The organism is Actinacidiphila yeochonensis CN732 (genome assembly GCF_000745345.1).
Classification (GTDB): domain Bacteria; phylum Actinomycetota; class Actinomycetes; order Streptomycetales; family Streptomycetaceae; genus Actinacidiphila; species Actinacidiphila yeochonensis.
In genome coordinates, this window is sequence record NZ_JQNR01000005.1 from 2645451 (window position 1) to 2668800 (window position 23350).

Sequence of the window (23350 nt, forward strand, 5' to 3'; positions counted from 1 at the left end):
CGGAGGCGGGACCGTCGGCCGGCCGGGAAGCCGGGAAGCCGGGGGGCGCGGGCGGCACGACGCCGTACGCTGCCGCGCCATGGAGCTGCGACCGCTCGTCTTCGACGACCGCCCCGACCTGCACGCCCAAGCCGACGGGATCTTCAGCGCGGGCTGGCCCGAGTTCGCCTTCCACGACGCGGTCGCCGACCGGTACATGGAGCGCGTCCGGAGCTGGTTCGCCGGGCTGAACCTGCTCCTGGTGGACGGCCGGGACCGGATCGCGGCCGGCGGCTGGGGCGTGCCCGTCCGGTGGGACGGGACCGCCCGCGACCTGCCCGGCGGCTACGACGACGCGCTGGCGCGCGCCGTGGAGCTGCGCGAGCGCGGAGGCGCGCCGGACCCCTCCGGCACGCTGGGAAGGCATGGCGCGCAGGACCGGCACGGCGCGCAGGACGCCCGGCGCGCGCGGGATGCCCGGCGCGTGCCGGACACCCTCGTGATCGCCGCCGCCCAGGTACGGGACGACCTGCGCGGGCAGGGGCTCGCCGCGCGGGTGCTCACCGAACTCGCCGACGCCGGTGCGCGGGCCGGGCTGAGCCGGGTGATCGCCCCGGTACGGCCGACCCTCAAGGCGCGGTACCCGCTGACGCCGATGGCCGAGTACGCGGCGTGGACCCGCGCGGACGGGACGCCCTTCGACCCGTGGCTGCGGCTCCACGTGGGCATGGGCGCCCGGGTTCTGGGAGTGGCTGAGCGCTCGATGGTGATGACCGGCACCGTCGCCGAGTGGGAGCGGTGGACCGGGTTCGCCCTCCCGGCCTCGGGCAGCTACGTCGTCCCCGGGGCGCTCACCCCCGTCGTCATCGACCGTGCCGCGGACCGCGGCGAACTGGTCGAGCCCAACGTGTGGGTGCGGCACCGGTGACCGCGCCGGCCGGCCGCCGGACCGGGCGGGTCGGGACGGCGGCGTCCAGGCCAAGGCGGTGCCAGAGGCTTGGCAGAAGGGGCTTCGAGCGGTACGACATCGGGATGGCCGCGTGGGCGAGCGCGCCGGCGCGCCGGCGCTGGCCGTGGGGCGCGCGGGCCGGGCGTGGGGCGGGACGGGTGGCCGGGAGGCGGGGCGGAGGATACCGCCCCGGGGGCGCGCAAAAACGGAAGTGGAGGCGCGCGGCCGGGTGGGGCGAGTACGCCCCCCTTGCCTCAGGAAGAAGCCGGTGGCTCCGGTGTGACGAATGGTGTATGCGCACGCCCTGGTGAAAGTGAAGCGATCGTATACGGTCGCCGGGGATCATTTGTTTTCATTTTCTGTTCGACGTGTACCCGATGGCCTATGCCATTCACATGTGTCGGGGCATGATTGACACCTCTTTGCGGGAGGCCGAAACTCGGCCGTTTTGTGCTCCAGGTATCCGCAGAGATTTTCGGACGGTGGATGATGCCGTAACAAGAGGGCATGCGATGGCCATGGATTTATTTGCTATGTCCAGGCGGCCTCTGGGTGGATGGCTGATGAACGCGCTGGTGAGGGCCTTGGCGCTGATGGAGGGCAGGTGTCGGGCGCCGGGCGCGGAGTCATTCCGGCCCGCCGCGGACGGTGGGGCGGAGTTCGGCCGCTGAGGGCGGGACCGCGTCGTATCGGCCATGTCCGAGGAGGCGGCGCAATTTCCGGAATCACCCGAACAGCTCCTGTACGCTAACCCGTCGTACGCGAAAGCGAATACTCAGTTGTCCGCACGGAACATTGGGGGGTCTTCGATGGCCAATCCGTTTGACGACGAAAACGGGCGTTTCCTTGTCCTGGTGAATGACGAGCGGCAGTACTCCCTCTGGCCGGCGGGTGCCACGGTGCCGGCCGGATGGCAGGTGGCGCTCGCCGAGAACTCCCAAGCGGAGTGCCTGCGCTTCGTGGAGGAGACCTGGACCGACATGCGACCGGCCAGCCTGGCCGCCGCCATGGACGCCGACGCCCGGGAGGGTGTGCACCCGGCGCAGCCCGCCTGACCTGGCGCGGCCCCGCCCGGTCCGGCGCCGAGACCGGTCGCGACCCGCAGCCCGCGGGCCGCGACCGGACGGCCGCGACCGGACGGCCGGGACCGGGCAGGCCGGGACCGGACGGGAACGGTCTCAGGGTCCTGTCCGAGCCCAGCGGGACAGCGGGGCCTGCCGGGGCGGTCATGTCGGTCGGGGGGAGCCGACCGGCGCGCCGTTCCGGACCGGTCCCGCATGGTCCCGTACAGGTCCTGGGCCCAGCTCGCCGGCACCGGTCGGACGGCCACCCGCGCCGGACGCCTGACGTGGCCGTGGGCCGCCGAGCCCCACGCGACCACTCCCACCACGGCACACGCCGCACGGCCGCGGCCCTCGCCGCTCGCTCCCTCCGTACTCCCGTACTCCCCGCCTTCCCGCACCTCCGCCCTGTCGGCCCGGCGCGGACCGACCCCACGCGGCCCCGCCCGGAGCACGACGCGCTCCGGAACGCCGGAAGCCGTACGGGGCCCGTACGTACCGGTGCCCGCGCCAGGGCGCGCGCCCCGCACGAGCCGCACTTCCCTTCACGTCCCCGTCTCCCACCCCGCGCGACGGTCCGGCGGGCAGGCCACCGCCCCCGCCCCGAGCCGGCCGAGCGCCGGGCCCATGCCGACGCCCCACCTGCGCATGGGTGCCGCGCGCCCCGTGCCCACCCGCACGCCCATGTCCTCAGCTACCCCACGGCTCGCACGAATGGTGGATTCGCCATGCCAGTACAGGACTTCACGACCCTCCCGCTGACCCAGGCGCAGCAGGGCGTGTGGTTCGGCCAGCACCTCGACCCCGGCAGCCCGAAGTACAACATCGCCGAGTGCTTCGAACTGCGGGGCCCGATCGACGAGTCGGTGTTCCGGGCCGCCGTGGCCGGAGCCGTCGCCGAACACCAGGCGCTGCACGTCGAGTTCACCACCGTCGAGGCCGTGCCGCACCAGCGGCTGCTGCCGGTCCGACCGGTGCCGCCCGAGGTGGTCGACCTCAGCGGGCACCCCGACCCGTGGGCGGCGGCCGAGGCGTACACCGCCGCCGACCTCGCCACCCCCGGTGAGGTCGCCGTCCGCGGCGACCTCTTCCACCACGCGCTGCTCCGGCTCGCCCCCGACCACCACCTCTGGTACTCGCGCTACCACCACCTCGTCGTGGACGGCCTGGGCGTGTCCGTGCTGCACGGGCGGATCGCCGAGCTGTACAACGCGGTCCTCGCCGGGCAGCCCGCGCCATCGTCCCCGGTGGCCGATCCCGCCGATCCCGCCGGTCCGGCCGAGGGGCTGCGCGCGCTGGTCGCGGACGACCGTTCCTACGCCGCGTCCCCGGAGGCCGACCGCGACCGCGCCTACTGGACCAGCCGCTTCCCGCACCCGGGCGCGGCCGAACCGCTCACCCCGCGCCGCCCCGTACCCCCGGCCCGGCAACGGGCGGCGGGGACGGAAACGGGGACGGAAACGGGGACGGAAACGGGGACGGAAACGGGGACGGAAACGAGGACAGGAACGGAGACGGCGGCCGGGCCAGGGCCGCCGTGCTCAGGCGCGGGCTGCACGGCACGGAGGGCCTGGGGACCGAGGTGCTCGCCGGCTTGCGCGAGATCGGCCGGGCCGCCCGCACCACCTGGTCGGCCGCGGCCGTCGCCGCCGTCGCCCTGCACGTCCACCGCACCACCGGCGAGGGCGAGGTGACGCTCGGCCTGACCACCACCGGCCGGGCCAACGCGCTGCGCGCCACGGCCGGCATGACCGCGAACGTCGTACCGCTGCGGATCGCCGTCACCGCCGACACCACGGTGGGGACGCTGGTGGCCGCCGTGGCCGGTGAGATCCGCGGCGCGCTGCGCCACCGCCGCTACTCCCGCGAGCAGTTGGTGCGCGACCTGCACGGCACCGGCACGGCCGGCACGATGACCAGCCTCGTCGTCAACATCATGCCGTACGCCTACGGGCTCGCCTTCGGCGGCGTGCCGGCCCGCTCGCACATCCTGTCCACGGGACCCGTCGACGAGGTGAGCCTGTTCCTGTCCGAACGGGACGAGGACACCGGCCCGTTGATCGGCTTCGACGCCGACCCCGAGCTGTACCCGGCCGAGGAGCTGCGGCCGCACCAGCGGGCCGTCGCCGGGCTGCTGGGCGCCCTGTCCCGGGCCACGCCCGACACCCCCGTCGGCCGCCTCACCGGCCTGGACCCGGCGGAGGCCGCCGAGCTCATGGCGCTGGGCCGCGGACCCGGGAGCGGCGTCGAACCGGACTCGTTCGGCGCCCTCTTCGCGGCACGGGCGGCGGCGACGCCGGACGCCGAGGCGGTCCGCGACGCCACGGGCGCGTCGCTCGGCTACGCCCGGCTCCGCGCCCGGGCGGAGCTGGTGGGCCGGCACCTGACCGAACACGGGGTGGTGGCCGGGGACGTGGTCGGTGTGGCCGTGGAGCGGTCGGTGGACTGGGCCGCGGCCGTGCTGGGCGTGGCGGCGGCCGGTGCCGCGTACCTGCCGCTGGACACCGGATACCCGCGCGCCCGGCTGGAGTTCATGGTCGGCGACGCCGCCCCCGCGCACCTGCTGGCCTCCCGGGAGGCGGTGGCGGCGGTGCCCTCCGGGGACGTGCCGCTGACCGTCCTGGAGGAACTGCTGCTGGCCTCGGACTCCGCGACCGAGCCCCCGGCCGGCGCCGAGGAGCCGGCGCCGGACCCGGACCCCGTCTGGGCCGGCACCGCCGTGGACCAGCCCGCCTACGTCATCTACACCTCCGGCTCCACCGGTCGGCCGAAGGGCGTGGTCGTCACCCACCGGGGCGTGCACAGCCTGATCCGCACCCAGGTCGAGCGGCTGCGGGTCGGCCCCGGCTCCCGGGTGCTGCAGATGGCCTCGCCCAGCTTCGACGCCGCGTTCTGGGAGCTGGCGATGGCCCTCGGCTCGGGCGCCACCCTGGTGTTCGCGCGGGCCGCCGACCTGCTCCCCGGGCCCCGGCTCACCGAGCTGGCCGCCCGCGAGGGCATCACCCACGTGACGCTCACCCCGGCCGTCCTCGCCGCCCTGCCCGCCGAGCCGGCCGCCTTCGCCGGCGCCCGCATCGTGCTGGCCGGCGAGGCCAGCACGCCGGACCTGGTGCGGCGCTGGGCCCCCGGTCGTCATGTCCACGACGCCTACGGGCCGACCGAGACGACCGTCTGCGCCACCATGACCGAGCCGTTGGACGGCGAGGCCCTCGGCGGCCCGGCCACCGCCGTGCCCATCGGCACACCCGTGGCCGACAGCCGCCTCTACGTGCTGGACGCCGCGCTCCGGCCGGCCCCCCGGGGCGCCGTCGGCGAGCTGTACGCGGCGGGTCCGGCGGTCGCCCGCGGCTACCTCGGCCGCCCCGGCCTGACCGCGTCCCGCTTCCTCGCCGACCCCTACGGTCCGCCCGGTGCCCGTATGTACCGCACCGGCGACCTGGCCCGATGGGACGAGCACGGCAGGCTGGTCTACGGGGGCCGCGCCGACGGGCAGGTCAAGCTGCGCGGCTTCCGCGTCGAACTCGGCGAGGTGGAGGCCGCGTTGGCGGCCGTTCCGGGTGTCGGCGCGGCCTGCGCGGTGATCCGCGAGGACCGGCCCGGCGACCGCAGGCTCACCGCCTACACCACCGGCTCCGACGGCGCCCCGCCGCCCGAACCGGCTGTGATGCGTGCGGCGTTGGCGGCCGTGCTGCCCGCGCACGCGGTGCCGTCCGTGTTCGTCGCGCTGGACGCGATCCCGCGCACCCCCAACGGGAAGGCCGACCGCGCGGCCCTGCCGCGCCCCGCCGCGGAGACCGGACCGGCCGGACGGGCGCCGCGCACCCCGCAGGAGCAGGTCCTGCGCGACCTGGTCGCCGAACTTCTCGGCCTGCCGGAGGTGGGGGTGGAGGACGACTTCTTCCTGCTCGGCGGCCACTCGCTGCTCGCGACCCGGCTGGTCAGCCGGGTCCGCTCGGTGCTGGGCGTGGAACTCGCCGTGCGCGACGTGTTCGAGCGGCGCACCGCGGCCGGCCTGGCCCGGGCCGTGGCGCGGGCCGGTGCCGCCCGCCGCGAGGTGACGGCGGGGGCGCGGCCCGAGGTGGTGCCGTTGTCGTTCGCGCAGCAGCGGCTGTGGTTCCTGGGGCGGCTGGAGGGGCCGAACGCGACGTACAACGTCCCGCTGGTGGTGCGGCTCGAAGGCGGCCTGGACGTAGCGGCGTTGCGGAGCGCGCTGGCCGACGTGGTGGGCCGGCACGAGGCGCTGCGGACCCGGTGCGTGGAGGTGGCGGGGGTGCCCGCTCAGGTGGTGGTGCCGGTGGCCGAGGCCGTGCCCGGGGTGGCGGTGACGGACGTGCCGCCGCGCGGAGCGGAGGAGCGGGTCGCGCGGGCGGTCACGGAACCCTTCGACCTGGAGAACGACCTGCCGTTGCGGGTGCGGCTGCTGCGGGAGGGCCCGGACGTGCACACGCTGGTGCTGGTGGTGCACCACATCGCGGCGGACGGGTGGTCGATGGGTCCGCTGGTGCGGGATCTCGCGGCGGCGTACCGGGCGCGTACGGCGGGTGGGGCGCCGCAGTGGGCGCCGCTGCCGGTGCAGTACGCGGACTACGCGCTGTGGCAGCGGGGACTCCTCGACCAGGCACTCGACCAGGAAGCAGCGCCGGCGGCCGGACAGACGGCCTACTGGCGCCATGCCCTCGCCGGTCTGCCGGAGCAGATCGCGCTGCCGCTGGACCGGCCGCGCCCGGCCGTCGCCTCCCACGCCGGCGCCGTGCACGAGGCCGTCCTCGACGCCGACGCGCTCGCCGCCGTGCGGGGGTTGGCGCGGGAGACCGGGACCAGCCTGTTCATGGTGCTCCAGGCCGCGCTGGCGCTGCTGCTCAGCGGGCACGGCGCGGGCACGGACATCCCCCTCGGCACGCCGATCGCGGGGCGGACCGACGAGGCGCTGGACGATCTGGTCGGGTTCTTCGTCAACTCCCTCGTCCTGCGCAACGACCTCAGTGGGGACCCGACGTTCGCGGAGCTGCTGGAGCGGGTGCGGGAGACGGACCTGGGCGCCTACCAGCACCAGGACGTCCCCTTCGAGCGGCTCGTCGAGGAGCTCAACCCGGTCCGCACGCAGGGTCGTTCACCGCTCTTCCAGGTGATGCTGGCGCTGCAGAACCACGAGGCGGCCGTCCTGGACCTGCCCGGACTCACCGCCGAGGTACGGCCCCGGCACAACGGTGTCGCCAAGTTCGACCTGACCTTCTTCTTCACCGAGCTTCCGGTGGGGGAGGGCGGTGGGCTGCATGTGGGGGTGGAGTTCGCGACCGATCTGTTCGAGGCGGGGACGGTGGCGGCGCTGACGTCCAGGTTCGCCCGTCTGCTGGGCCGGGTGGCGGCTGATCCGGGGCTTCCGTTGAGCCGCTACCCGGTCCTGGACGACGACGAGCGGACGGCCGTCCTCGCCCTCGGCCAGGGCGGTCCGCAGGCCGGCGACCAGCGCTCCCTCGCGGCCCTCTTCGCTGCCCAGGCCGCCCGCACCCCGGACGCTCCCGCCCTGCGGGACGGCCACCGCACCCTCAGCTACACCGAACTGGGCTTCGTCGCCGACACGTTGGCTGCTGCGCTGGTCGGTGTGGGGGTGGGTGCGGAGTCGGGGGTGGCGGTGCTGTTGGAGCGGTCGGCGGGGCAGGTGGTGGCCGCGTTGGGTGTGGTGCGGGCGGGGGGTGCGTATGTGCCGGTGGACGGGCGGTGGCCGGTGGGTCGGGTCCGGCAGGCGGTGCGGACGGCCGGGGTGCGGGCGGTGCTGGTCGACGCGGCCTGGCGCGACCACCCCTGGATCGCCGAGGCCGCCGCCGAGGGCGTGGCGGTGCTCGAACTCGCCCCGGACGGAACCGTGGTGGCCGGTTCGCCCGCCGAGCCCGGACCGCTGCCCGAGGTCGGGGGCGGTGATCGGTTGGCGTATGTGATGTTCACGTCGGGGTCGACGGGTGAGCCGAAGGCGGTGGCGGTCAGTCACGCGGATGTGGTGGCGCTGGCGGGTGACGCGATGTTCGCGGGGGTGTCGGGTGCGGTGCTCATGCATTCGGCCTTCGCGTTCGACGCGGCGACGTTCGAGGTGTGGGTGCCGCTGCTGTCCGGTGGCCGGATCGTCGTCGCCCCGCCCGGCGTCCTGGAGGCGGCCACCCTGGCCCGCATCACCCGGTCCGAGGGACTGACCGCCGCGTTCCTGACCACGGCGCTGTTCAACGCGGTGGCGGAGGTTGATCCGGGGGTGTTCGCGGGGTTGGGGATGGTGTGTGCGGGGGTGAGGCGGCGGCGCCGGGGGTGTTGGCGCGGGTGGCTCGGGCCTGCCCGGGGACGCGGGTGTGGCATGTGTACGGGCCGACGGAGACGACCACGTTCGCGACCCGTCATCTGGTGTCTGCGGGTGAGGCGGGGGTGCCGCCGATCGGTGGGGTGTTGGACGGGATGCGGGCGTATGTGCTGGACGACCGGTTGGAGGTGGTGCCGCCGGGGGTGGAGGGGGAGCTGTATCTGGCGGGTTCGGGGTTGGCGCGCGGGTATCTGGGGCGTCCTGGGTTGAGTGCGTCGCGGTTCGTGGCTGATCCGTACGGTCCGGTTGGTGGGCGGATGTATCGGACGGGGGATCTGGCGCGGTGGGACGCCGGTGGTCGGCTGGTGTATGTGGGGCGGGTGGACGCGCAGGTGAAGTTGCGCGGGTTCCGGATCGAACTGGGGGAGATCGAGGCGGTGTTGGGGCCGTGTCGGGGGTGGGTGCGGTGTGTGTGGTGCTGCGGGAGGACCTGCCGGGGGATCGGCGGATCGTGGCGTATCTGACGGGGTCGGTGCCGGGTGAGGGGAGTTGCGGGGGGTGTTGGCGGGGGCGTTGCCGGAGTACATGGTGCCGTCCGCGTTCGTCACCTTGGACGCGCTGCCGTTGACGCCGAACGGGAAGGTGGACCGCAGGGCCCTGCCCAGACCGGCGGCCCCCCAGGCCCCCACCGGCGGACGCGCCCCCCGCACCCCGCAGGAAGAAGCCCTCTGCCGGCTCATCGGCGACCTCCTCGGCACCCCGCCCGTCGGCGTGGACGACGACTTCTTCCTGCTCGGCGGCCACTCGCTGCTCGCGACCCGGCTGGCCGGCCGGGTCCGCTCGGTGCTCGGTGCCGAACTCGCCGTACGCGACGTCTTCGAGCACCCCACCGCCGCCGGGCTGGCCCAGGTCCTGGACCGCGCGCGGCCCGCGCGCCCCCGGCTCACCACCGCCGGACGGCCCGAGCTGGTGCCGCTCTCCTCCGCGCAACGCCGCCTGTGGTTCCTCAACCGCTTCGAGGGCCCGGGCGCCACGTACAACATCCCGCTCACCCTCCGGCTCGACGGACCGCTGGACGCCGGCGCGCTCCAGGCGGCGCTGGACGACGTGGTGGCCCGGCACGAGGCGCTGCGCACCCGCTATCCGGAGGTGGACGGCACCCCGCACCAGGAGGTGCTGCCCCCGGGGGCGGTCCGGGTGCCGTTCGCCGTCGAGAACGCCCCCGCCGACGCCGCGACCCCCGACACCGCCGGCCGCACCTGGCCGTGGCGGGCCGTCCGCGCCGCCATGCTCACCCCGTTCGACGTGGGGACGGACCTCCCCGTACGGGTCTGGCTGTTCCGTGAGGCGCCGGACGTGCACACGCTGGTGCTGGTGGTGCACCACATCGCGGCGGACGGGTGGTCGATGGGTCCGCTGGTGCGGGATCTCGCGGCGGCGTACCGGGCGCGTACGGCGGGTGTGGCGGCGCGGTGGGCGCCGCTGCCGGTGCAGTACGCGGACTACGCGCTGTGGCAGCGGGAGCTGCTGGACGGGCCGGAAGGTGTCGCGTCGGAGCAACTGACCTATTGGCGAGGCACGTTGGCCGGTCTGCCGGAGCAGATCGCGCTGCCGCTGGACCGGCCGCGCCCGGCCGTCGCCTCGCACGGGGGTGACGCCCACCTCGCGCACTGGGACGCCGAACTACTGGCATCCATAACCGGGTTGGCCCGGGAGAGCGGGACGAGTCTGTTCATGGTGCTCCAGGCCGGGTTGGCGCTGCTGCTCAGCGGGCACGGCGCGGGGACGGACATCCCGATCGGTACGCCGATCGCGGGGCGTACGGATGACGCGTTGGACGACGTGGTCGGGTTCTTCGTCAACTCGCTCGTCCTGCGGAACGATCTCAGTGGGGACCCGACGTTCGCGGAGCTGCTGGAGCGGGTGCGGGAGACGGACCTGGGCGCCTACCAGCACCAGGACCTGCCCTTCGAGCGGCTGGTAGACGAGGTCAACCCGACTCGCACGCAGGGGCAGTCGCCGCTGTTCCAGGTGATGATGGCCCTGCAGAACCAGCAGGCCGCCACGCTGGACCTGCCCGGCGTCACCGCCACTGCGGAGCAGCACCACCACGGCATCAGCAAGTTCGACCTCACCTTCTCGTTCACCGAGCTTCCGGTGGGGGAGGGCGGCGGGCTGCATGTGGGGGTGGAGTTCGCGACCGATCTGTTCGAGGCGGGGACGGTGGCGGCGCTGACGTCCAGGTTCGCCCGTCTGCTGGGCCGGGTGGCGGCTGATCCGGGGCTTCCGTTGAGCCGCTACCCGGTCCTGGACGACGACGAGCGGACGGCCGTCCTCGCCCTCGGACAGGGCACCCAACTCACCGTAAATGACGGGGAGTCGCTGCCCGCGGCGTTCCTGCGGCAGGCGGCGCACCGCCCCGGCGCCGTCGCCGTCCGCTACCCGTGGGCCGACGGCGGGTACGGCGAGCTGACCTACGAGGAACTGGCCGCCCGCTCCGGCCGGCTCGCCGCTGCGCTGGTGGGTGTGGGGGTGGGTGCGGAGTCGGGGGTGGCGGTGCTGTTGGAGCGGTCGGCGGGGCAGGTGGTGGCCGCGTTGGGTGTGGTGCGGGCGGGGGTGCGTATGTGCCGGTGGACGGGCGGTGGCCGGTGGGCCGGGTCCGGCAGGCGGTGCGGACGGCCGGGGTGCGGGCGGTGCTGGTCGACGCGGCCTGGCGCGACCACCCCTGGATCGCCGAGGCGGAGCGGGACGGCCTGCCCGTCCTCGTCGTCAACCCGGCGGACACCGTACCCACCGCTCCGCCCGTCCCCGCCACCCCGCCGACCCTGCCGGCCGTACCCGGTGGTGAGCGGTTGGCGTATGTGATGTTCACGTCGGGGTCGACGGGTGAGCCGAAGGCGGTGGCGGTCAGCCACGCGGATGTGGTGGCGCTGGCGGGGGACGCGATGTTCGCGGGGGTGTCGGGTGCGGTGCTGATGCATTCGGCGTTCGCGTTCGACGCGGCGACGTTCGAGGTGTGGGTGCCGCTGCTGACCGGCGGGCGGATCGTCGTCGCCCCGCCGGGCCTGCTCGACCCGCCCGCGCTGCGCCGGCTGGCCGCCACCGAGCGGATCAGCGCCCTCTTCCTCACGACCGCGCTGTTCAACGCGGTGGCGGAGGTTGATCCGGGGGTGTTCGCGGGGTTGGGGATGGTGTGTGCGGGGGGTGAGGCGGCGGCGCCGGGGTGTTGGCGCGGGTGGCTCGGGCCTGCCCGGGGACGCGGGTGTGGCATGTGTACGGGCCGACGGAGACGACCACGTTCGCGACCCGTCATCTGGTGTCTGCGGGTGAGGCGGGGGTGCCGCCGATCGGTGGGGTGTTGGACGGGATGCGGGCGTATGTGCTGGACGACCGGTTGGAGGTGGTGCCGCCGGGGGTGGAGGGGGAGCTGTATCTGGCGGGTGCGGGGTTGGCGCGCGGGTATCTGGGGCGTCCTGGGTTGAGTGCGTCGCGGTTCGTGGCTGATCCGTACGGTCCGGTTGGTGGGCGGATGTATCGGACGGGGGATCTGGCGCGGTGGGATGCCGGGGGTCGGCTGGTGTATGTGGGGCGGGTGGACGCGCAGGTGAAGTTGCGCGGGTTCCGGATCGAACTGGGGGAGATCGAGGCGGTGTTGGGGGCCGTTTCGGGGTGGGTGCGGTGTGTGTGGTGCTGCGGGAGGACCTGCCGGGGGATCGGCGGATCGTGGCGTATCTGACGGGGTCGGTGCCGGGTGAGGGGGAGCTGCGGGGGTGCTGGCGGGGGCGTTGCCGGAGTACATGGTGCCGTCCGCGTTCGTCACCCTGGACGCGCTGCCGCTCACTCCGAACGGGAAGGTGGACCGCAGGGCCCTGCCCAGACCGGCGGCCGTCCAGGCCCCCACCGGCGGACGCGCCCCCCGCACCCCGCAGGAAGAAGCCCTCTGCCGCGTCTTCGGCGACCTCCTCGGCGTCACGGAGGTGGCGGCCGACACCGACTTCTTCCGGCTCGGCGGCGACAGCATCCTCTCCATCCAGGTGGTCAGCCGTGCCCGGACCGCCGGGCTCGCCCTCACCCCGCAGGACGTCTTCACCCACCGCACCCCCGAGCGGCTCGCACGGGTGGCGCGGCCGCTCGCGCCGGAACCGGCCGCCACCGCGGCCGAACCGGCGGCCGGACCCGTGCCCGCCACCCCGATCATCGGCTGGCTGCTGGAGCGGGGCGGCCCCCTGGACGGCTTCAACCAGGCCATGGCCTTCCGCACCCCGCCGGCGCTGACCGCCGACGCCCTCGGCGGCGTTCTCCAGGCCCTCCTCGACGCGCACGGGGCCCTGCGGCTCCGGCTCACCGACGCCGTCCCCGGCCGAGGTCGAACAGGGCTCGAAGGGGCGGCACTTGAGATGCTGCCGCCCGGCTCCGTGGCCGCCGCCACCGTGTACACCCGGGTCGACGTGGTGGACGGCGACGGGGTCATCCCCGACGGCCTGGCCGCCGAGCACGCCGAAGCCGCACGGCGGCGGCTCGACCCGCACGCCGGGCTCCTCGTCCAGGCCGTCTGGTTCGACGCCGGGCCTGGCCGCCCCGGGCGGCTGCTGCTGGTGGTGCACCACCTCGCCGTGGACGGCGTCTCGTGGCGGACCATCGCCGCCGACCTGGCCGCCGCGTGGTCGCCCACCGACGGCGTCCTGCCGCTGCCGCCGGAGGGCACCGACTTCCGGCAGTGGGCGCGGATGCTGACCGAGGACGCCGTCAGCGACCACCGGACCGCTGAACTGCCGTACTGGCGAAGGGTCCTGGCCACCCCGGACCCGCTCTTCGGCAGCGGCCCGCTCGACCCGGCCCGGCACACCGCCGGGACGCTGCGGCACCACACCGTGGAGCTGCCCGCCCGCTGGACCGGCCCGCTGCTGACGTCCACGGCCGCCGCCTACCACGCGGGCGTCGACGACGTGCTGATCGCCTGCCTCGCGCTGGCCGCCGTCGGCTGGCGGAGCCGGCGCGGGACCGGCGACAGCAGCGAGCTGCTGCTCCACGTCGAGGGCCACGGACGTGAGGAGCTGCCCGGCACGCACGCCGAACTCTCGCGTACGGTCGGCTGGTTCACCAGCCTCTACCCGGTCCGCCTGGACCCGGGGCCGGTCCCCGCGACCCGGCCGGAGGAACTGCCCGGCGCCGTCCTCGACCGGGCGCTGAAGCAGGTGAAGGAGCAGCTGCGGGCGGTGCCCGGACGGGGCCTCGGCTTCGGGCTGCTGCGCCGCCTCAACCCGGAGACCGCGCCGGTGCTGGCCGCCGCCGACACCGCTCCGCAGCTCGGCTTCAACTACCTGGGCCGGATCGCCGCCGGCACCGGCGGCCGCCCGGGGACGGACGGCGAGGCCGGCCCGCACGCGGTCCCGGAGTGGCCGGTCGTCTTCGACGCGCCGCTGCCCGCGCACCAGGACCCGGCCGCCCCGGCCGCGCACGTCCTCGAACTCAACGCGCACACCCGCGACATGCCGACCGGGCCGAAGCTCGTCGCGGAGTGGACGTGGCCGCCCGACCTGCTGCCGGACGCCGACGTCCACGCGCTCGCCGAGGGCTGGCTCGCCGCCCTGCGGGCGCTCGTGCAGCACACCGAGACAGCGGGAGCGGGCGGCCTCACCCCGTCCGACCTGCCGCTGGTCACCATCAACCAGGCCCAGCTCGACCGTCTGACCGACAAGTGGGGGAAGCTCAAGTGACCGGGTTCCAACTCGAAGACGTCCTGCCGCTCACACCGCTGCAGGCCGGCATGCTCTTCCACTCGCTCTACGACGGCGACGACGCGGGCAACACCCCCGCCGCCCCCGCCGGCACCCCCGGGGCTGGCCCGGCCGTCGACGTCTACACCGTCCAGGTGGCGCTCACCCTCGCCGGGCCGGTGGACGCCGGCCGACTGCACGGCGCCGCCGCCGCGCTGCTGCGGCGCCACGCCAACCTGCGGGTCGGGTTCCTCCACGAGGACATGGACGAACCGGTGCAGGCCGTCGCCGCCCACGTCCCGCCGCGCTGGGCCGAGACCGACCTGCGTGCCGACCCCGAGCCGGAGAAGGCCCTCGAACGGCTCCTCGCCGAGGACCGGTCCCGCCGCTTCGACCTCGCCGAACCGCCGCTGCTCCGCTTCACCCTGGTCCGCACCGGGGACGACGAGCACCGCCTCGTCGTGACCAGCCACCACATCCTCTGGGACGGCTGGTCGCTGCCGGTCCTGCTGCGGGAGCTGCTGGAGCTGTACGCGCACGGCGGCGACGAGCGCGTGCTGCCCCCCGTCACGCCGTTCCGCGACTACCTGGGCTGGCTGGCCGGCCGCGACCGCGCCGCCGCCGAGGAGGCCTGGCGGTCGGCGCTGGCCGGCCTCGACACGCCCACCCTGCTCGCCGGCCCCCGCCCGCCGGCCGGCCGCGCGCTGCCCCGCCGGTACGTCACCGCGCTGAGCGCCGCCACCACCGAGCGGCTGCGCGGCACCGCCCGGGCGCACGGGCTGACCCTCAACACCCTGGTCCAGGCGGCGTGGGCGATGGTGCTCGGCAGCGCCACCGGACGGCAGGACGTCGTCTTCGGCACCACCGTCTCCGGCCGGCCGCCGGAGCTGCCCGGGATCGAGTCCATGATCGGGCTGCTCATCAACACCGTGCCGGTCCGCGTGGAGCTGCGCCCGGAGGAGTCGCTGGCCGGGCTGTGCGCCCGCGTCCAGGAGGAGCAGGCGCGGCTGCTGGCCCACCAGCACCTCGGGCTCACCGAGATCAGGGCGCTGACCGGCCTGACCGGCCTCTTCGACACCCTGGCCGTCTTCGAGAACTACCCGCTGGACGCGGTGGCCGCCGAGCAGCCCGCCGACGGGCGGCCCCGGCTGCGCGTCACCGGCTTCCGGGGCGCCGACGCCACCCACTACCCGCTGGCCCTCACCGTGGACCCGGGCCCCGAGATGCGCCTCGCCCTCGCCTACCGCGCCGACCTCTTCACGGCCGAGGCCGTCGCCACCCTGGCCGCGCGGGCCGCGGCACTGCTCACCGTCATCGCCGAACACCCCGACCGGCTCGTGGGCACCGTCGACCTGCTCACCCCCGGGGAGCGGGCCGAGCTGCTGGCACTCGGGCGCGGGGCCGAACGGCCGCTGCCCGCCGCCACCTACCCCGAGCTTTTCGCCGCCCAGGCCGCCCGCACCCCGGACGCGCCCGCCGTGCGGGAGGGTGTCACCAGCCTCAGCTACGCCGAGCTCGACGCGCTCACCGACAGGTTGGCAGGTCACCTGGCCGCGCACGGGGCCGGCCCCGAACAGCTCGTCGCGCTCGCCCTGCCGCGCGGCGCCGACCTGGTGACGGCCGTCCTCGCCGTACTGAAGACGGGCGCCGCCTACCTGCCGCTGGACCCGGACCACCCCCGGGCGCGGCTGGCCGCCACCCTGGAGGACGCGCGGCCGCTCCACCTCGTCACCGACGACGCCACCGCCCCGCTGCTGCCGCCCGCCGGCATCCCCGCCACGCGGCTGCGGCAGGGCGCGGCGCAGGACCCCGCGCCGGCCGGCCCGCCCTGGGCCGCGCCCCCCGGCGCCCCGGCGGCGGACACCCGGCGTACGTGATCTACACCTCGGGCTCGACCGGCCGCCCCAAGGGCGTCGTCGTCACCCACCGCAACCTCGTGGACTACGCCGACTTCGCGCGCACCTCCTACCCCGGCGCGGCGGGCCCGGCGTCCTTCCACTCCTCCATCGCCTTCGACCTCACGGTGACCTCCGTGCTGGTGCCGCTGGCGGCCGGCGGCAGCGTCGTCCTGGACCACCTCGGCGCGCAGACCCCCGCCGGTCCCGACCCCGACTCCGACCCCGGTCCTGACTCCGGTCCCGGTCCCGACTCCGGCCCCGACTCCGGTCCCGACTCCGGCCCGGCAGCCGACGGTACGGCGTTCTCACTGCTCAAGCTCACCCCGAGCCACCTGGCGCTGCTGGAGCACCTGCCGCGCCCCGAGTTCGCCGGGGACCTCGTCGTCGGCGGCGAGCAGCTGCTCGGACCGGTGCTGCGGGCCTGGCAGGGCCGCAACCCCGGGGCGACCGTCGTCAACGAGTACGGGCCCACCGAGTGCACCGTCGGCTGCACCGTCCACACCCTGCGGCCCGGCGACCCGGTCGACGACGGCGCCGTGCCCATCGGCAGGCCCGTCGCGGGGGCCCGTGTGTACGTGCTGGACGCGGCGCTGCGGCTGGCGCCGCGCGGCACCGCCGGGGAGCTGTACGTGGCCGGGGAGGGGGTGGCGCGCGGCTACCTCGGGCGGCCCGCGCTGACCGCGTCCCGGTTCACCGCGGACCCGTTCGGGCCGCCCGGGACACGGATGTACCGCACCGGCGACCTCGCGCGCTGGAACGGCGACGGCGTGCTGGAGTACCTGGGCCGGACCGACGACCAGGTGAAGGTGCGCGGCCACCGCATCGAACTCGGCGAGGTGGAGGCCGCGTTGACGGCGCTGCCGCAGGTGCGCACGGCCTGCGCGGTGCTGCGCGAGGACCAGCCCGGCGACCCGCGCCTGGTCGGCTACGTCACCCCGGCGGAGCCCGACGTGCCCGGCGCGCCCGGCGGCGCCGACCCGGCGCGGCTGCGGGCCGCACTGCGCGAGACGCTGCCCGAGCACATGGTGCCCTCCGCCCTCGTCGTCCTGGCCGAACTGCCGCTCACCGGCAACGGCAAGGTCGACCGGCGGGCCCTGCCCGTGCCCGACGGCGGTTCGGCGGGGTCGGGGCGGGCGCCGCGCACGCCGCAGGAGGAGGTGCTGAGCGGGCTGTTCGCCGAGGTGCTGGGCTGCCGGGTCGGCGTGGAGGACGACTTCTTCCTGCTCGGCGGCCATTCGCTGCTGGCGACCCGGCTGGTGGGCCGGGTGCGGGCGGTGCTGGGGGTGGAGGTGCCGGTGCGGGCGCTGTTCGAGCACCCGACGGTGGCGGGGCTTGCCGGTGTGGTGGCCGGTGCGGGCCGGGCCCGCCGTCAACTGGGCCCGGAGAAGCGTCCGGAGACGGTGCCGCTGTCGTTCGCACAGCAGCGGCTGTGGTTCCTCGGCCGGTTGGAGGGTCCCGGCGCCGCCTACAACATCCCGCTCACCCTCCGGCTCGACGGACCGCTGGACGCCGGCGCGCTCCAGGCGGCGCTGGACGACGTGGTGGCCCGGCACGAGGCGCTGCGCACCCGCTACCCCGACCACGACGGCACCCCCCGCCAGGAGGTCGTGCCCGCCGCCGAGGCGAGCGTGCCCGTACGGGTCGAGACCGCCCCCGCCTGCGCGGACCCGGAGACCTGGACCACCCGGGCCGTCCAGGCCGCCGTGCGGACCCCGCTCGACGTGGCGGTGGACCTGCCGGTGCGGGTGTGGCTGCTGCGTGAGGCGCCGGACGTGCACACGCTGGTGCTGGTGGTGCACCACATCGCGGCGGACGGGTGGTCGCTGGGCCCGCTGCTGCGGGACCTGACCGCCGCCTACCGGGCCCGCGCGGCGGGTGGGGCGCCGCGGTGGGCGCCGCTGCCGGTGCAGTACGCGGACTACGCGCTGTGGCAGCGGGAGCTGCTGGACGGGCCGGAAGGTGTCGCCCATGAACAACTGGCCTACTGGCGTTCGGCGTTGGCCGGGCTGCCGGAGCAGATCGCGCTGCCACTGGACCGGCCGCGCCCGGCCGTCGGCAGCCGCGAGGGCGCTATGCACCTCTGTGTGTGGGACCGCGAACTCCACGCCGGGCTGGGGCGGTTGGCGCGGGAGAGCGGGAGGAGTCTGTTCATGGTGCTCCAGGCCGGGTTGGCGCTGCTGCTCAGCCGGCACGGCGCGGGGACGGACATCCCGATCGGTACGCCGATCGCGGGGCGGACGGATGACGCGTTGGACGACGTGGTCGGGTTCTTCGTCAACTCGCTCGTCCTGCGCAACGACCTCAGTGGGGACCCGACGTTCGTGGAGCTGCTGGGGCGGGTGCGGGAGACGGACCTGGGCGCCTACCAGCACCAGGACCTGCCCTTCGAGCGGCTCGTCGAGGACCTCAACCCGGTCCGCGCGCATAGGCAGTCCCCGCTGTTCCAGGTGATGCTGGCCCTGCAGAACCAGCGGACGCCCGTCCTCGACCTGCCCGGCGTGCGCGCCACCGTGATCCAGGAGCACAACGGGGTCAGCGCCTTCGACCTCGCCTTCTCCTTCACCGGGCTCCCGGCGGAGGAGGGCGGCGGGCTGCACGTGGCCGTGGAGTACGCCACCGACCTCTTCGACGCGGAGACCGTGGCCGCCCTCACCGACCGCTACGCCCACCTTCTCGCCCGGATCGCCGCCGACCCGGCGCGCCCGCTCAGCACCTACCCCGCCATCACCTCCTTCGAGCGGGCCAGGCTGCTCTCCCTCGGCCGGGGTGGCACGCCCGACGAGGCCCGCAGCCGCACGCACCCCGTACCCGACGCCGCCGAAACCCCCATGACGTTCCCGGAGTTGTTCGCGGAGCAGGTGGGGCGGGTGCCGGGGGAGGTGGCGGTGCGTGATGGTGCGGGTGTGGTGTTGTCGTATGCGGAGTTGGACGCGCGGGCGGAGGTGGTGGCGGATCGGTTGGTGGCTGCTGGGGTGGGTCCTGGTGGTGTGGTGGGGTTGGCGGTGTCGCGGTCGGCTGAGTTGGCGGTGGCGGTGGTGGGGGTGTTGAAGGCGGGGGCGGCGTATCTGCCGTTGGATTCGGCGTATCCGGTGGAGCGGTTGCGGTACATGGTGGAGGACGCTCGTCCGGTGCATGTGCTGGCGTCCGAAGATGCCCTGGGGCGGTTGCCGTTGGGGGATGTTCCGGTGACGGTGGTGGGTGAGTGCGGTTCGTCGGTGTTGCGGGTGGCGGGGTTGCCGAGGGTGCGGGTGCTGCCGGAGCATCCGGCGTACGTGATCTACACCTCGGGTTCCACCGGCCGGCCCAAGGGCGTCGTCGTCACCCACCGCGGCATCCACGACCTCGTCCGCACCCAGGCCCGCGCCCTCGGCCTCGGCCCCGGCAGCCGGATGCTGCAGATGGCCTCGCCCAGCTTCGACGCGGCCTTCGCCGAGATCGCCACCACGCTGCTCACCGGCGCCACGCTGGTGCTGGCCGACCCGGCGGCACTGCTGCCCGGCACCGGTACCGGCAGCGGCAACGCCACCGGCCTCGCCGAAACCGCGGCCCGGCACCGCGTCACCCACCTCACCCTCACCCCGGCCGTCCTGGCCGCACTGCCCCGGGACCGGTCGGTGCTGGCGGGGGCCACCATCCTCCTCGCCGGGGAGGCGTCCACCCCCGCGCTGGTCCGCCAGTGGGCCGACGGCCGCAGGGTCCTCAACGGCTACGGCCCCACCGAGACCACCGTCTGCTGCGCCATGAGCACCCCGCTGCCCTCCCGTGGCCCGGCCGCCCCCGTCCACACCGTGCCGATCGGTACCCCTGTGGAGGGTGCCCGGTTGTATGTGCTGGGTGAGCGGCTGGAGTTGGTGCCGCGTGGGGTGGTCGGGGAGTTGTATGTGGCGGGGCGGGGGGTGGCGCAGGGGTATCTGCGGCGGCCGGGGTTGACGGCTTCGCGGTTCGTCGCCGATCCGTTCGGTCCTGCGGGTTCCCGGATGTACCGCACGGGTGACCTGGTGCGGTGGGACGAGCGGGGTCGGCTGGAGTACGCGGGGCGGGCGGACGACCAGGTGAAGGTGCGCGGGTTCCGGATCGAACTCGGCGAGGTGGAGGCGGCGTTGGCCCGGGTTCCGGGGGTGGCGGCCGCCTGCGCCGTCGTCCGCGAGGACCGGCCCGGCGAGCGGCTGCTCGTCGGCTACGCCGTCCCCCGTCCCGGCGAGCCCTTCGACCCGGCACGGGCGCGCGACGCCCTCGCGGCGGAGCTCCCGCCCTACATGGTGCCCTCGGCCTTCGTGCGCGTGGAGCGGCTGCCGCTGACCCCGAACGGCAAGGTCGACCGGCGGGCCCTGCCCGTGCCCGACGGCGGTTCGGCGGGGTCGGGGCGGGCGCCGCGCACGCCGCAGGAGGAGGTGCTGAGCGGGCTGTTCGCCGAGGTGCTGGGCTGCCGGGTCGGCGTGGAGGACGACTTCTTCCTGCTCGGCGGCCATTCGCTGCTGGCGACCCGGCTGGTGGGCCGGGTGCGGGCGGTGCTGGGGGTGGAGGTGCCGGTGCGGGCGCTGTTCGAGCACCCGACGGTGGCGGGGCTTGCCGGTGTGGTGGCCGGTGCGGGCCGGGCTCGCCGTCAACTGGGCCCGGAGAAGCGTCCGGAGACGGTGCCGCTGTCGTTCGCGCAGCAGCGGCTGTGGTTCCTCGGCCGACTGGAGGGGCCGAACGCCACGTACAACGTTCCGCTGGTGGTGCGGCTCGAAGGCGGCCTCGACGTGGCGGCCCTGCGTACGGCCCTGCACGACGTGGTCGAGCGGCACGAGGCGCTGCGGACCCGCTGCGTGCAGGTGGCGGGGGTGCCGGCCCAGGTGGTCGTGCCGGCGGACGAGGCCGTGCCCGGGGTGGCGGTGACGGACATCGCGCCGGACGAGGTGGCGGAGCGCGTCGCGCGGACGGTGGCCCAACCCTTCGACGTGGGAGCCGATCTCCCCTTGCGTGTCTGGGTGTTGCGTGAGGCGCCGGACGTGCACACGCTGGTGCTGGTGGTGCACCACATCGCGGCGGACGGGTGGTCGATGGGCCCGCTGGTGCGGGATCTCGCGGCGGCGTACCGGGCGCGTACGGCGGGTGGGGCGCCGCGGTGGGCGCCGCTGCCGGTGCAGTACGCGGACTACGCGCTGTGGCAGCGGGAGCTGCTGGACGGGCCGGAAGGTGTCGCGTCGGAGCAACTGGCGTATTGGCGGGGCGCGTTGGCTGGGCTGCCGGAGCAGATCGCGCTGCCGCTGGACCGGCCGCGCCCGGCCGTCGCCTCGCACGCCGGCGCCGTCCACCACGCCCGCTTCGACACCCGGCTGAACGACGCCCTCAAGGCGCTGGCCCGGGAGAGCGGGACGAGTCTGTTCATGGTGCTCCAGGCCGGGTTGGCGCTGCTGCTCAGCCGGCACGGCGCGGGGACGGACATCCCGATCGGTACGCCGATCGCGGGGCGTACGGATGACGCGCTGGACGACGTGGTCGGGTTCTTCGTCAACTCGCTCGTCCTGCGGAACGATCTCAGTGGGGACCCGACGTTCGCGGAGCTGCTGGGGCGGGTGCGGGAGACGGACCTGGGCGCCTACCAGCACCAGGACCTGCCCTTCGAGCGGCTCGTCGAGGACCTCAACCCGACGCGCACTCAAGGCCACTCGCCGCTCTTCCAGGTGATGCTCGCCTTCCAGAACCAGCAGCGGCCCGCACTCGACCTGGCCGGCCTCACCGTCGAGCCGCGGCCCAGCCACGCCGGCTCCAGCACCTTCGACCTGACCTTCTCCTTCGCGGAGCTTCCGGCCGAGGAGGGCGGCGGGCTGCACCTGGCCGTGGAGTACGCCACCGACCTCTTCGACGCCGCCACGGTCGCCGCGCTGACCGGCCGCCTCGCCCACCTGCTGGACCGGGTCGCCGCCGACCCGGACCGGCCGCTCAGCGGCTACCCGGTCATGGACGAGCGCGAACGGTCCGCCACGCTGCGCCTGGGCGCCGGCCCCGAAGCCCCCGCCGGCACGGTCGCCGAGACGTTCCCGGAGTTGTTCGCGGAGCAGGTGGGGCGGGTGCCGGGGGAGGTGGCGGTGCGTGATGGTGCGGGTGTGGTGTTGTCGTATGCGGAGTTGGACGCGCGGGCGGAGGTGGTGGCGGATCGGTTGGTGGCTGCTGGGGTGGGTCCTGGTGGTGTGGTGGGGTTGGCGGTGTCGCGGTCGGCTGAGTTGGCGGTGGCGGTGGTGGGGGTGTTGAAGGCGGGGGCGGCGTATCTGCCGTTGGATTCGGCGTATCCGGTGGAGCGGTTGCGGTACATGGTGGAGGACGCTCGTCCGGTGCATGTGCTGGCGTCCGAAGATGCCCTGGGGCGGTTGCCGTTGGGGGATGTTCCGGTGACGGTGGTGGGTGAGTGCGGTTCGTCGGTGTTGCGGGTGGCGGGGTTGCCGAGGGTGCGGGTGCTGCCGGAGCATCCGGCGTACGTGATCTACACCTCGGGTTCCACCGGCCGTCCCAAGGGCGTCGTCGTCACCCACCGCGGCGTCGGCAGCCTGGTGCGTACCCAGCGGGAACGGCTCGCGGTGGGCCCCGGCTCCCGGGTGCTCCAGATGGCCTCGCCCAGCTTCGACGCCGCCTTCTGGGAGCTGGCCATGGCGCTGTGCTCGGGCGCCACGCTGGTGCTGGCCGACCCGGCGGCGCTGCTGCCCGGCCCCGGCCTGGCCCGGCTGGCCGCCGAGGAGGGCGTCACCCACGTCACCCTCACCCCGGCGGTGCTCGCCGCCACCCCCGCGGAACCGGAGACCTTCGCGGGCGCCCATGTGGTCGTCGCCGGCGAGGCGTTCCCGCCCGAGCTGGCACGCCGCTGGCTGCCCGGCCGTGTCGTCCACGACGCCTACGGCCCCACCGAGACGACCGTGTGCGCCGCCGTCAGCGACCCGCTGACCCCGGACACCGCCCCCGTCCACACCGTGCCGATCGGTACCCCTGTGGAGGGTGCCCGGTTGTATGTGCTGGGTGAGCGGCTGGAGTTGCTGCCGCGTGGGGTGGTCGGGGAGTTGTATGTGGCGGGGCGGGGGGTGGCGCAGGGGTATCTGCGGCGGCCGGGGTTGACGGCTTCGCGGTTCGTCGCCGATCCGTTCGGTCCTGCGGGTTCCCGGATGTACCGCACGGGTGACCTGGTGCGGTGGGACGAGCGGGGTCGGCTGGAGTACGCGGGGCGGGCGGACGACCAGGTGAAGGTGCGCGGGTTCCGGATCGAACTCGGCGAGGTGGAGGCGGCGTTGGCCCGGGTTCCGGGGGTGGCGGCCGCCTGCGCCGTCGTCCGCGAGGACCGGCCCGGCGAGCGGAGGCTGACGGCGTACGTGGTGCCCGACGGCCGGAGCGGGTTCGAGCCCGGACAGGTGCGCGCGGAGGTGGCGGCGGCGCTGCCCTCGTACATGGTGCCCTCGGCCTTCGTGCGGGTGGAGCGGCTGCCGCTGACCCCGAAC

At 75.1% G+C, this 23350-nt stretch carries 6 protein-coding genes and 3 pseudogenes; all 9 read left to right on the top strand.

What is annotated here, in order from left to right; genetic code table 11:
* Positions 1–79: 79 nt before the first annotated feature.
* Entirely contained in the window at positions 80–907 is an 828-nt protein-coding gene (locus tag BS72_RS23190) for a hypothetical protein (protein ID WP_037913230.1), read from the top strand.
* Positions 908–1737: 830 nt separating this feature from the next.
* A complete protein-coding gene (locus tag BS72_RS23195; protein WP_037913232.1) occupies positions 1738–1983 on the top strand; it encodes an MbtH family protein in 246 nt (81 codons plus the stop codon).
* A 734-nt stretch (positions 1984–2717) separates the two neighbouring features.
* Positions 2718–3683, top strand: coding sequence for a condensation domain-containing protein (locus BS72_RS36705; protein ID WP_037913234.1), 966 nt, complete (start codon positions 2718–2720; stop codon positions 3681–3683).
* A pseudogene (locus tag BS72_RS32665) lies at positions 3572–8212 on the top strand (amino acid adenylation domain-containing protein); the annotation flags it as partial. The gene BS72_RS36705 and the pseudogene BS72_RS32665, both read left to right, overlap by 112 nt.
* Positions 8213–8295: 83 nt before the next feature.
* Positions 8296–8796 carry an AMP-binding protein gene (locus BS72_RS39985; protein ID WP_407639003.1) on the top strand — a complete coding sequence of 167 codons (501 nt, stop codon included), beginning with the start codon at positions 8296–8298 and terminating at the stop codon, positions 8794–8796.
* Positions 8797–8857: 61 nt separating this feature from the next.
* A pseudogene (locus BS72_RS23215) lies at positions 8858–12008 on the top strand (amino acid adenylation domain-containing protein).
* A 34-nt stretch (positions 12009–12042) separates the two neighbouring features.
* Positions 12043–13989 carry a condensation domain-containing protein gene (locus BS72_RS23220; protein ID WP_051951521.1) on the top strand — a complete coding sequence of 649 codons (1947 nt, stop codon included), beginning with the start codon at positions 12043–12045 and terminating at the stop codon, positions 13987–13989.
* Positions 13986–15866: a condensation domain-containing protein gene (locus BS72_RS39290; RefSeq protein ID WP_051951522.1), complete on the top strand. Its 1881-nt coding sequence runs from the start codon at positions 13986–13988 to the stop codon at positions 15864–15866. Before BS72_RS23220 ends, BS72_RS39290 begins: the two co-directional genes overlap by 4 nt.
* Positions 15863–23314, top strand: a pseudogene (locus tag BS72_RS38650) (amino acid adenylation domain-containing protein); the annotation flags it as partial. The gene BS72_RS39290 and the pseudogene BS72_RS38650, both read left to right, overlap by 4 nt.
* Positions 23315–23350 lie beyond the last annotated feature (36 nt).

Excerpts from the sequence above, each read along its gene's own strand:
- BS72_RS23195 (WP_037913232.1), top strand. The coding sequence starts at position 1,738 with ATGGCCAATCCGTTTGACGACGAAAACGGGCGTTTCCTTGTCCTGGTG.
- BS72_RS36705 (WP_037913234.1), top strand. The coding sequence starts at position 2,718 with ATGCCAGTACAGGACTTCACGACCCTCCCGCTGACCCAGGCGCAGCAG.
- BS72_RS23190 (WP_037913230.1), top strand. The coding sequence starts at position 80 with ATGGAGCTGCGACCGCTCGTCTTCGACGACCGCCCCGACCTGCACGCC.